Genomic DNA, 11,425 nt, shown 5'->3' on the forward strand with positions numbered 1-11,425 from the left:
GCTGTCCGCTCATCAATGCGATGCGCCCGACGGCGAGCAGTGCGTCGTGTTGGCGCTGGGCCAGGGTGCGGTGGTCGTTGTCGATTTGGGTTTGGGTCGGGGTGCCCGAGGTGCACGGTTGGGGGTCGTCGGGGTTGCACATGCCCGGGGCGGCGTATTTGGCCAAGATCGCTTCCCACACCGCCCACGCTTCGGGGGTCAGCGTGGCGCGCAGTTCCACCATCCCGTCGGGGCCTTGTTTGGACTTCCTGAGGCCGCGTTTGCGGGCGCGGTCGATGTCGGTGGGCTCGGGTCCGTCTTGGTCGAGCAGAAACAGTGTGAGGTCGGCGGTGTCGGTGAGTTCTTTGGGCCCGACCTTGACCGCGGTACGGACCAGGTCGAGTTCGAACTGCTCGCGGGTGGCCGCATCGACCCAGCTGGGCAGTTTGGTGATCGATTTGCGGATGACCTCGACATGTTCGGCGTTGATCAAACCCTGAGATTGGGCAGCGGCGGTGGCGGGCAGGGCCGGTGGCAGCGACGGCCCGGTCACCGCCTGGCGCGGGGCCAGCACCTCGGCCTCGGTCAACCGCCGGTTGGCCTCGCTCGTCGAGATCCGGTAGCGCACCCGCAGCACTTCTTTCCAGGTGTGGGCACCCATCTCATTGGGCGTCGTCTCACACTGCAGGCGAGCCAGCAAGCGGTGATTCATCGTCGGGAGCTGACACGACAACGTCTCCCACTCATCAAGAGCAGCCACCAACTCGTGCCGGGTCAACAGATCCACATCGCAGGCGGCGACCTCCTCATACGCCGCACGCAGCGCCGATATCGCCGCCTGCAACGCCGTCCCCGACATAACCCGAACATACATTCGAGGTCTGACAAGTCCACTGGCTCAAACTTTCTGACAGGGTCGCGTTGTCCACAGCGCGATCGACGTTGAGGAGGTTAAGTCCGGTAACTGCTCCGAGACCTATGACGCATCTGACGGCGTCTCGACGTACCTCTCGAGCCAGATCGCAGAGAACGTTTTCTTTGTCTGAACAGGACTGGGACGACGTGCTTGCCTCGGCAAAGAAAGCGGCTGACACTATCGGCGCGACCGACGTTCAAACGATGAAAGACCAACCGCGCAAACACGATGTGTGGTTCACCGGTCCTGCGGGACTCTCGTTGAAGGTGTCCTACAAGGGAAACCTGGTAGTCACCGGCTACACCGGTCGCCGACTGCCGGAGACAAGGTCATCACCGAAGTAGAGCGCCAAATCACGCGCAGGCACCGCGCGGCTACCGGCCCTCGGCGGACAAGAAACCTTCACTCGTGCAGGCGGTTCACACTCGCTGCGGTGTCGTGACGCCCAGCGCGGCGAGCTGCGGAGCGTGGACGCCGATCAGGCGACGGTGCATGGCCGTGGCAATCCGGGCCGCTTGGACTTTGGCATGGTCGGCGACCGGGCCGCGGTACATCTGATCGATGGTCGATGTCCACAGATGAAGCCAGCGCGCGAAATGCGTTGCGTCCAAGGTTGTCTGCTCATGGACATGCCGGTGCGCGTTCAGCGTGTTGCGCCGATACAGCCCGGCTCGAAAGAGCACGGTCTCCCAGAAGTCACACATGACAGGAAGGTGCTCGTGCAGTCCCTGCGAAGCCAGCTCGGCGAACGGCTCGGCGAGCAGCTCGTCGCGGAACGCTTCGGTGTAGAAGCGGACCAACAACGCTTCGACGTCCGCACGGGTGGCGAGATCGCGCGCAAGCGGTTTATCACCCATATCGGACACTCCGCATCGCCTGGCCGGACGCGCCGCGTGCCGCTACCGCGCGGTTCCGGCGTGAGGTCTCCCAAGTGGCCGTGGGCAATGTACCGTCGCGCAGCGCCGCCCCGATGTTGGTGAGCACATGCTGCACGACGGCGACGTCGGCGTCGCCGTCGTTGAGGATGTCGGTCATGCCGCGGTGCTCGAGAAAAGCATCTACTCTGCGTTCGATCGGCCAGTCGGCGTAAGTCAGGCCGGTGAACTCCGATCCGAGGAATCCCCAGGCGATGGTGTCGAGGTCGACCTCGGATAACTCGCACGCCCGCGATGTGTGGTCCAGGCGCGCGGTCATGCCGGTTGCTTGGATCTGTCGAACGCCGTACCTGGGATATGCGGCGCATCGGTATGGACGGTGAGCAAGATGACCGAGTCCTGCAGCGCGTCCAGGCAGTGCCGGCGAGTAGGCAAGGTGAGCTGGTCACCGACGACACCATCCCAGCGGTCATCGACGGTGCTCAGCCGCACACGGCCCCGTAGCACCTGAAGGGTCGCCTCGGCCGGATCGGCTTCCTGTCGCAACCGGAGGCCTTTGGTCAGCGCGACCACCGTCTGGCGGAGTCCGCGGTCCGGTCCGCCGTGAACCGTATAGGCCGCATGCCCTCCGTACCGACGTGCCCGGCCGAGTTGTTCGTCGGCAAGTACCTGCAAGGGAATGGATTTCATGGTGTTTCCTCTTCCTCGACCCGTCACCGTGTGCTCATCACGAGGCCGATGTCGTCGAGGCCAAATGCGCCACGCACAGGTCCGGTTCGGCGAACGGCGTCAGCGCATCGACGGTGATCGGAGCGTCCCAAACCTCCAGCGCGCCTTGCATGAGCCCGAGATGGACCGGGCAGACCACATCGCGGCGGCTGCCCGCCACCTCCAGGAACGGGCAGTTGCGCAACCCGATCTCACCGGGACCCGTTGTAGTCGACCGCTTTTCGGGCGCGAACCCCAACTCGGCAAGCAGATCACTGAGCCGATCGACGGCCTGCCGGCGGCTGCGCGCTCTCCCAGGCTCGGCGACGTGATCGGCCCAGGCGCGACCGGCCGCGACGGCACGACGCTCGGGCTGGGCTTGGCGCGCGAGCGCATCGGCAAGGACGGCGGCCAGCGTTCGGTAGTCACGCGGGCCACCCGGGTCCATGCCCACAACGGCGCGAAACATCAACGGCGGCCGACCCGGTCCTGTGCGGCCGGCCTCCACGGCGTGCACCCGACCGGACTGGACCAGCGAGTCGAGGTGAAACCGCGCGGTATTGGGGTGAACGTCCAACCGCTCGGCGATCTCGGCGATGCTCAACGCGGCATCTGCGCTTCTAAGCAACTCGAAGACGTCCTCGCGACGGCCGCTCACGGCTGGTCCTGCCGCTCCATTGCGGCCACCAACGGGGCGTCAGCGGGCACCGGCCCCAGCTTGGCCGCCCCTCCCGGCGAGCCCAACGGGGCGTCGCGTCCGGGCAACGTGTCGAAGAAGAACGCGGCGTTGTCGGCGAGGTGTCCGTGTTCGTCGGCGGGCAGGTCGTCTTCGTAGTAGATCGCCTCGACTGGGCATACCGGTTCGCAGGCACCGCAATCCACGCACTCGTCCGGATGGATGTACAGCGCCCTGCCGCCCTCGTAAATGCAATCCACCGGGCACTCATCGACGCACGCCCGATCCATGACGTCCACACAATTCTTGCCGATCACGTAGGTCATGCCACCTAGTTTACACAAGTATTACTTGTAAATACTAGGGGCCTCGCCCCGGGGATCGGTGAGGGACCGCGTCGGCTTCGCGATGACGCCCGATGTGGGATTCGGCGCGCATACGGTCGACCATCCAGGGGTAATGCAGTTCGAACGCCGGCCGCTCCGAGCGGATGCGCGGGATTTCCGTGAAGTTGTGCCGTGGCGGCGGGCAACTGGTGGCCCACTCCAGCGAGTTGCCGAAACCCCAGGGGTCATCGACGGTCACCGGCTCGCCGAATCGCCAGCTTCTCACCACGTTCCACGTGAACACGATCATCGATACACCCAAGATGAACGACCCGATGGACGATACGACGTTGAGCGTGGTGAAGCCGTCGGACGGCAGGTAGTCGGCGTAACGGCGCGGCATACCCTCATTGCCCAGCCAGTGCTGCACGAGGAACGTGGTGTGGAAGCCGATCAGCGTCAGCCAGAAGTGCAGCTTGCCCAGTCGTTCGTCGAGCAGTCGGCCGGTCATCTTCGGGAACCAGAAGTAGATTCCTGCGAAGGTGGCGAACACGATGGTGCCGAACAGCACGTAGTGGAAATGGGCGACCAAGAAGTAGGTGTCGGTGACGTGGAAGTCGATCGGTGGGCTGGCCAGCATCACCCCGGACAGGCCACCGAGCAGGAAGGTCACCATGAACCCGACCGAAAACAGCATCGGCGTCTCAAAGGTCAACTGACCCTTCCACATTGTGCCGATCCAGTTGAAGAACTTGATGCCGGTCGGCACCGCGATCATGTAGCTCATGAACGAGAAGAACGGCAGCAGGACCGCGCCCGTCGCGAACATGTGGTGAGCCCAGACCGCCATCGACAATGCGGCGATGCCCATCGTCGCGAAGACCATGTTGTTGTAGCCGAACATGGGCTTGCGGGAGAAGACGGGAACGATCTCGGTGACGATGCCGAAGAACGGCAAGGCCACCACATAGACCTCCGGGTGGCCGAAGAACCAGAACAGGTGCTGCCACAGGATCGCGCCGCCGTTCGCGGCGTCGTAGACGTGAGCGCCCAGGTGCCGGTCGGCCGCCAACCCCATCAACGCGGAGGTCAGCAGCGGGAACACCATCAACACCAGGATGGAGGTGATGAGGATGTTCCACGTGAAGATCGGCATCCGGAACATCGTCATGCCCGGCGCGCGCATGCACACCACTGTGGTGACCATGTTGACCGCGCCCAGTATCGTGCCCAATCCGCCCACGGCCAGGCCCAAGATCCACAGATCACCGCCGGCTCCCGGGGAGTGGATCGCATCCGAGAGCGGCGTGTAGGCGGTCCAACCGAAATCCGCCGCTCCGGTCGGCGTGATGAATCCCGACAATACGATCAGACCGCCGAACAGAAACAGCCAGTAAGACAACGCATTCAGCCGGGGGAAGGCGACATCGGGTGCGCCGATCTGAAGCGGCAGCACCAGGTTGGCGAAGCCGAACACGATCGGGGTGGCGTAAAACAGCAGCATGATCGTGCCGTGCATGGTGAACAGCTGGTTGTACTGCTCGTTGGAAAGGAATTGCAAACCCGGGCTCGCCAACTCGGCGCGGATCAACAACGCCATCAGCCCGCCCGCGAAGAAGAAGCCGAAACAGGTGACGACATACATGATTCCGATGAGCTTGTGATCGGTGGTCGTCACCAGCCTGTAGACGAGCGTGCCCTTCAGGCCGACGCGGGCTGGGAACGGGCGGCGAGCTTCTACTACCGCGGGCGGCGCTTCGGCGGTCACGGTTTCCTCCTGTCCCCATCGCGGTGGCGATGGTGCGGACCGGCTAGCCGGGCGCTCAGCCGGTCATAGGTGGGCTCGCTTACGAGCGACGGTGCAGAACGCAGTGGCGCGACGGTCTACAGATGACGGAAGGCGCCGCGAAACAGCGTGTTTTGCTGCGCGAGAATGCCTCGCGGCACAAACGCTGCCGTCGGTCGTACGTCGCGGCGCATTCCGGCGGCGCCGGTCTGAGAGTGTCCTGTGAGCCGGCCCGTGCCGGCGACGTCGGCCCCGCATGCGGAACCTCCCGCTACTATTTACAATATGATTTTGTGTAAAACAGTAGCGCAGACATCGCCGATTTGACACCCCCTGCGACGGGTCTTGCTACGGCATTGCCGCTGTCACATCCCGCCAGCGGCGTTGGTGGCTTGGGGATTACGGGTGAGGCGCGTTCAGGAGTAGAAGGAGTCGAGCAGTTCCTGGTTCTTCTCCTCGACGACCGAGCGCTTGACCTTCAGCGACGGGGTGAGCTCACCACCCTCGACGGAGAGCTCGTGGTCGAGCAGTTCCCACTTCTTGATGGTTTCCCACCGGTTCAGCTGCGAGTTGAGCTCGTCGACATAGCCGCCGATCATGTCGCGGACGTCATCCGACTGCACCAGATCCTCGTAGCTCCGATCGCCGAGGCCGTGCTGCTTGGCCCAACCCGACAGTTCGTCGGGGTCGAGGGTGATCAGTGCGACGCAGAACTTGCGTGATTCGCCGAAGACCAGGATGTGGCTCGCATACGGGCAGAGCGCCATGAATCGGCCTTCGATCGCGGGCGGCGCCACGTACTTGCCCCCGGATGTCTTGAACAACTCCTTGATTCGCCCTGTGATGGTCAAGAAGCCGTCGTCGTCCAGTTGGCCTCGGTCGCCGGTGCGCAGCCAGCCGTCCTCGGTCATCGACTCGGCCGTCTTGTCGGGCAGGTTGTGGTAGCCGTCCATCACGCATGGCCCCTTGACCTGCACCTCGCCGTCGTCGGCGATACGCACCGACGTGCCGTCGAAAACCCGGCCCACGGTGCCCAGCTTGTAGTTGTCGGGCCGGTTGATGAACGCCCCGGCCGCGGTCTCGGTCAAGCCGTAGCCTTCGAGTATCAGCAGCCCTGCGGCGTGGAACCATTCGGCGATGTCCCGGTTCAGCGGCGCTGAGCCGGAGATGAAGAATTTGATGCGTCCGCCGAAGACCGCTCGCACCTTGCTGAAGACGAGGCGGTCGAACACGCTGTGCGCGGCCTTCAGCGGGAGCGGGACCGACTTGCCGGCGAGCCGGTACTGATCGACCTGACGCCCGACGGCGAAGGCGGCAGCCGACAACTTCTCCTTCACGCCCTCCTGCGATGTGACGACACGTGCGTGGGCCTTCTCGAAGATGCGTGGCGCGGCCCCCATGAACGTCGGCTTCACCTCGGCGAGGTTTGCGACGATCTTGTCCACGCGGCCGTCGATCGCACTGGCGAAGCCGCACGCCAGTTGCGCCGAGATCAGCACCTTGCCGAATGCATGGGCCAGCGGCAGCCACAACAACTGCAGGTCGTCCTCGTGCAGGATGTCGAAGCCGGCGACCGTGGTCCCTTCGTACACCCATGCGGCATGCGATAGTCGCACCCCTTTGGGTTTACCAGTCGTGCCAGAGGTGTAGATCAGCGTCGCGAGTTGGTCGGGCGTGATGGCTTTCGCCGTCGACTCAACGCACGAGGGATGGTCGGAAAGGTATGTCTTTCCGAGCTCGGCCAGGTCGGCGAGCGACATGATGAGCTCGCCGTCGCCGTCTCCGTCGAGCACGACAACCTTTTCCAGCTTCGGCAGGTCGTCGCGCTTCTCCCGCAACTTCTCCAGCTGCGCCTCGTCCTCGGCGAAGACGATTCGAGACTCCGAATCGCTCAGGATGAAGGCGGTGTCGGTGGCGTTGGTCGTGGGGTAGACGGTCGTCGTCGCCGCTCCGGCGCACATGATGGCCAGATCCGCGAGGATCCATTCGTATCTCGTGCTCGACGCGATCCCGATGCGTTCCTCGGGCTGGATGCCGAGCGCCAACAGTCCCGCGGCCACTGCCTCCACCTGTTCGGCAGCGTCCTTCCAGCTGATCGAGATCCACCGCTCGCCGTCGAGCTTGCGGAAGGCTTCCCGTTCGGCGGATTTGCGAACGCGGTCGAAGAACATCGCGGCCACGCTCGCGTGTGCCATGGTCTCGGGTTCGTGTTTGGTCTCTGTCGACATAACCGTCTCCTGGTCGGACGAGCGCGGTGCGGTAAGTATCGCGGTTCTGGTACCCAGAGCGGCGATTTCTGACGCTTTCGACTTCGCCGACCGGGCATTCGCCGGCGCGGATATCGGTGAGGACCGACGTCCGCGGCACCGTATCGTGGACTGATTGGTATCCGTGGTCGGCGTAGGAGGGATCGTGCCGAAAGCGGTCCGGGTTGTTCCGGAGGATTTGATGGCGTCAGCCTCGACGGTTGACGCACATGCCGATTCGATGCGGTCGGTCCACGCTGCAGCGGACGGCCGCATCGAGACCGCGCAGAAGGGGGTGCCGAGCGGTGCCGCGGCGGCCCTGGGCGCGGCCGTCACGAAATGGCAGGCCGACTCCAGCGCATTGTTCGGCCGGATGGTGGGACATGCCGAGGCGTTGCGCGACGGAGCACGGGTCTACGCGCAGGTCGACGGGCACAACGCCGCCGCGATCGATGCCGCCGGTGGCGGCAGCGTCGATCTCGGGATCTGACGCCGGGCGCCCGTGGCCATAACGGTTGCCGACATACATCGGTGGGACAGCGGTGACGTCCGAGATGTGGCCGGCGCCGCTCGCAGCCGAGGCCAAGCGGCGGTTGAGGCCGCTGACGGCATCGCGGACCTGTCGGCCTTCGAATCCTGGGGTGGCGAGGCGTCCGAGGCTGCCGAGGACGCCAACGGCGACATCCGCTCCCAGCTGAGGCTCCACGGCGAGGAGGCGGTCGACGTGGCCGACGCCGCCGACGAGGCGGCCGACGCAATCGACAAGGTGAAATCCGATCTCGCCCAACTGGAATCGGAGGCAGCCGACGCCGGCCTAGACGTCGACCCGGCTTCCAATCAAGTCGTCGCGGGTCCGGCGATCCAGGGCTCGATCCTCGACCTGCTCGCCGTCGAGGCGAAGCGCGAAGAGCTGCAGGCCCGGCTCGACGCCATCCTCGCCGAGGCGGCGTTGGCCGACCAGGAGCTGGCTCAGGCGATCAAGATGGCCACCGGCGCCGAAGCCGTCCCGGAGCCGCCGCCCGACAGCAGACCCGAAATCCAGGAAGCGCTTTCCAAGCCGCTGCCCGAAGACGCGAGGGAATTCCACGACCTATGGGAGAGGCTCACTCCGGAAGAGAAGGCGTGGCTCTATCAGCAAGACCATTCGATCGGCAACCGTGACGGAATGCCTGCGGCCGAACGCGATCACTTCAACCGGTTGACGCTCGCGGACGAACTCGCCCGGAACCAGGCGGCCGCGGCGCAGGCCGACGTTTTGAGGAACCAGCATCCCGACTGGGCGGAAGGCCGCAACGTTCCACCGCCCAACAAGCCGGGTGCGATCTTCGACGACCGTCTGGAATACGAAGAGTGGCAACGCCGCTACGACGGCGCGTTGGCCGGTTCCAGGTTTCTGCCCGATCTGCAGGCGGTCGACAGGTCCGTCGCGGACAAGCCAGATCGCAGACTGATGCTGCTCGACACCAAGAGCGGCGAGCACGCCCACGCCGCGATCGCGGTCGGCGATCCGGATAAGGCCGACCACGTGTCCGTCACCACGCCCGGCCTGAATACCACGGTGGCCGGCGGGATCGAAGCCATGGCCGACGAAGCAACTCATCTCAGGGCGGAAGCTCAACGGCAGCTCGGTCTGACACCCGGGCGCGAGCTCGAGAACGTGTCGACCGTCGCGTGGATCGGCTACGACGCTCCCCAGATACCGGGCGCCGACGACCTCGGTGGCTCACTCGAAGGGGGATGGGACGTCAGCCGTGACACCCTCGCCAAGGCGGGCGGCCAGGATCTGGCCCATTTCTACGACGGTCTGCAAGCGTCCCACGAAGGCGTACCCGCGCATCTCACCGCCGTCGGACATTCGTACGGCTCGCTGACCACGGGGTTGACCCTCCAGGAACCTGGTGACCACGGCGTCACGGACGCCATCTTCTACGGATCTCCCGGGATCGAGGCGTCGACCCCGCAGGAACTGCAACTGCAGCCGGGCCACGTCTACGCCATGCAGACACCCGACGACCCCATTCAAGCGGTGTACGACGCCAGAACCGTCGGTCAGGGCATTCCGATCCTCGGGTCGTATCTGAACGAGGTGCTGGGCGACTTCGGGCCCGACCCGGCGACCAACCCGAACTTCACCCGGTTGGCGACAGGGCCCGCTACCGTGCCCGATGGGCCGGGTGGCACCCTCGACCTCGAGGGAGCATCCGGTCACAGCGACTACCCGAGACTCGGCGAGAATGGACGATTACACACGACCGGATACAACATCGCCGCCGTGATCGCCGGTCTGGGAACCACGAACGCGATCCCCGGAGACTGAAGACCCCGACATGAGAAGACACCTCCGCCGCGGATTCCTCTGCGCCGCCACCGTCATCGCCCTAGCAGCAACAGGATGCCAAGTGGAAAAACCAACGGAACCCGATCCGCCCACCCCATCGGCAAGCGCACTCGAGGAGTTACAGACGCTGCCCTCCTTCGAGGACACCAAGGCGCAAGTGCAATCGGCGGTAGACGAGATCACCAGCCGTGCCAGAACGATAGTCCCCGCGATCGCCTTCCAGACGCCGCACGAGGGCTCGAGCGAAACATGCCATCGCGAACCCTACGAGCAGACCGGTGCGCAGGGGTATTTTCTACCGGACGCAATTGCCGTGCGTCCGAACGTCTCCGAGTCGGACTGGACGAAGATCCTTGCGGCAGCGAAGGAGTCGGCGCAGAAGATCGGCGCGACCGACATGCAGGTGATGCAGGACCAGCCGGGAAACCACGACGTGTGGTTCTCGGGGCCGGGCGGCATCTTCATCAAGATCGGCTACCGAGGCAACCTCGTGGTCTCCGGGTATACCGGCTGCCGACTGCCGCGGGACAAGAAGTGACGCCGCTGTCGTCGATCCGGGTCGCGTACGGTGCGTGCGCCCATGAGTGATACGCGAGTTTCCGGCGGCGTCGTGCACAAGCTGCCGGCCGATCTGCGTAAGGCGTTGCTCGCCAACGACACCGCGCTTGCCGCATGGAACGACATCACGCCGCTGGCGCGCAATGAGTTCATCTGCTGGGTCGAAGACGCCAAGCAGCAGAAGACGCGCGAACGGCGGATCCGGCGGACGCAGGAGGAACTGGAGGAGGGTAAGCGCCGTCCGTGCTGCTGGCCCGGATGTAAGCACCGCGAGCGAAACGGCAGGTAGTCACTGCTCGTAGGCGGGGGCGCTCTGCAGTTCCGGTGCCGCTGCGGCAAGGAGCGCCGAGCGGTCGCCGGTCAGCGGGGGATAGATCCGCTCGCCGTTGATGATCCGCTTCGTCGCCTTGGCCGCCGCGCCGGTACTGACGACGTGGCGATCCCAACCCTCGGTGTAGACGGCTCCGGCCGGACCCAGGTCGAGCACCGTGACGTACCACGGAATCCGCAGCGGCATCATGGGCAGGCCCAGGAGATCGCCGATCACGTTGTAGCCGGCGAAGCGACCCATCGGTCGCCCGTGCTGACACGACATCACCGACAGGTGTTCGTCGTCCATCCGCGCCGCGGCCACGTCACCCGCGGCGAATACGCCGGTCACCCCCGCGATCCGCAGATACTCGTCGACCGCAACGCGCACGTCGGCTCCGACATGGGCGAGTCGGCACGCCCGGTCATCGAGAAAGCGCTGCGCGACAACCGCGTCGAGGCGATCACCGGCGTGGGCGTCACCGCGGTCGGCGAACGTAGCGTCACGCTGTCGACGGGTGAGGTCATCGAAACGGCCACCGTCGTCTGGTGTGCCGGTATGCGCGCCCATCCGCTGACGGGACGGCTGGGCGTGGGTGTGGACCCGCTGGCTCGCGTACCGGTCGACGACTATCTGCGGATCGCGGGGGTGACCGGCGTATTCGCCGCGGGTGACGTGGCCGCGGCGCGGATGGACGACGAACAGTC

Annotated in this window: 14 protein-coding genes and 1 pseudogene; 6 read left to right on the plus strand and 9 right to left on the minus strand. The window is 65.1% G+C overall.

What is annotated here, in order from left to right:
- Positions 1–853, minus strand: an 853-nt coding sequence (locus tag A5698_RS02470) for a DUF222 domain-containing protein (protein WP_084792212.1), incomplete at its 3' end; no start/stop codon positions are given.
- A 68-nt stretch (positions 854–921) separates the two neighbouring features.
- On the opposite strand from A5698_RS02470, the gene A5698_RS27785 reads away from it, so the two are divergent.
- Positions 922–1,239, plus strand: a complete 318-nt coding sequence (locus A5698_RS27785; RefSeq protein WP_502688862.1) for an LppA family lipoprotein — start codon at positions 922–924, stop codon at positions 1,237–1,239.
- A 75-nt stretch (positions 1,240–1,314) separates the two neighbouring features.
- On the opposite strand, the gene A5698_RS02475 is transcribed toward A5698_RS27785, so the two are convergent.
- From A5698_RS02475 to A5698_RS02505, 7 genes are all read right to left on the minus strand, one after another.
- Entirely contained in the window at positions 1,315–1,752 is a 438-nt protein-coding gene (locus A5698_RS02475; protein WP_068292874.1) for a group III truncated hemoglobin, read from the minus strand.
- Complete coding sequence (locus A5698_RS02480; RefSeq protein ID WP_068292877.1) at positions 1,745–2,089, minus strand: hypothetical protein; 345 nt, start codon at positions 2,087–2,089, stop codon at positions 1,745–1,747. The genes A5698_RS02475 and A5698_RS02480 overlap by 8 nt, the downstream gene beginning before the upstream one ends.
- Positions 2,086–2,460: a cupin domain-containing protein gene (locus A5698_RS02485; protein WP_067287259.1), complete on the minus strand. Its 375-nt coding sequence runs from the start codon at positions 2,458–2,460 to the stop codon at positions 2,086–2,088. Before A5698_RS02485 ends, A5698_RS02480 begins: the two co-directional genes overlap by 4 nt.
- 37 nt (positions 2,461–2,497) lie before the next feature.
- Positions 2,498–3,136, minus strand: a complete 639-nt coding sequence (locus A5698_RS02490; RefSeq protein WP_068292880.1) for a helix-turn-helix transcriptional regulator — start codon at positions 3,134–3,136, stop codon at positions 2,498–2,500.
- Positions 3,133–3,480 carry a ferredoxin gene (gene fdxA / locus A5698_RS02495; RefSeq protein ID WP_067092392.1) on the minus strand — a complete coding sequence of 116 codons (348 nt, stop codon included), beginning with the start codon at positions 3,478–3,480 and terminating at the stop codon, positions 3,133–3,135. The genes A5698_RS02490 and fdxA overlap by 4 nt, the downstream gene beginning before the upstream one ends.
- A 34-nt stretch (positions 3,481–3,514) precedes the next feature.
- Positions 3,515–5,248: an aa3-type cytochrome oxidase subunit I gene (gene ctaD / locus A5698_RS02500; RefSeq protein WP_068292883.1), complete on the minus strand. Its 1,734-nt coding sequence runs from the start codon at positions 5,246–5,248 to the stop codon at positions 3,515–3,517.
- Positions 5,249–5,682: 434 nt separating this feature from the next.
- Entirely contained in the window at positions 5,683–7,494 is a 1,812-nt protein-coding gene (locus A5698_RS02505; protein ID WP_068292886.1) for an AMP-dependent synthetase/ligase, read from the minus strand.
- Between the two features lie 184 nt (positions 7,495–7,678).
- Here A5698_RS02505 and A5698_RS02510 point away from each other — a divergent pair, with 184 nt between their 5' ends.
- From A5698_RS02510 to A5698_RS02525, 4 genes are all read left to right on the plus strand, one after another.
- A complete protein-coding gene (locus A5698_RS02510) occupies positions 7,679–8,002 on the plus strand; it encodes a WXG100 family type VII secretion target (protein WP_156670586.1) in 324 nt (107 codons plus the stop codon).
- Between the two features lie 66 nt (positions 8,003–8,068).
- The gene (locus tag A5698_RS02515; protein WP_068292893.1) at positions 8,069–9,829 is read left to right on the plus strand and encodes an alpha/beta hydrolase; all 1,761 of its coding nucleotides are present in this window, start codon (positions 8,069–8,071) and stop codon (positions 9,827–9,829) included.
- Between the two features lie 10 nt (positions 9,830–9,839).
- Positions 9,840–10,388, plus strand: a complete 549-nt coding sequence (locus tag A5698_RS02520) for an LppA family lipoprotein (RefSeq protein ID WP_231967278.1) — start codon at positions 9,840–9,842, stop codon at positions 10,386–10,388.
- Between the two features lie 42 nt (positions 10,389–10,430).
- A complete protein-coding gene (locus tag A5698_RS02525) occupies positions 10,431–10,697 on the plus strand; it encodes a YdeI/OmpD-associated family protein (RefSeq protein WP_068292899.1) in 267 nt (88 codons plus the stop codon).
- Here the strand turns inward: A5698_RS02525 and A5698_RS02530 are convergent.
- Positions 10,698–11,189 (minus strand): annotated as a pseudogene (locus tag A5698_RS02530) (NAD(P)/FAD-dependent oxidoreductase); the annotation flags it as partial. It abuts the gene before it with no gap.
- Between A5698_RS02530 and A5698_RS27790 the strand changes: the two are divergent.
- Positions 11,121–11,425 (plus strand): FAD-dependent oxidoreductase (locus tag A5698_RS27790; RefSeq protein ID WP_197506608.1); only part of this gene is annotated, 305 nt, incomplete at its 3' end. The pseudogene A5698_RS02530 and the gene A5698_RS27790 overlap by 69 nt on opposite strands.

Source organism: Mycobacterium sp. E136 (assembly GCF_001666865.1).
Taxonomy (GTDB): Bacteria; Actinomycetota; Actinomycetes; order Mycobacteriales; family Mycobacteriaceae; genus Mycobacterium.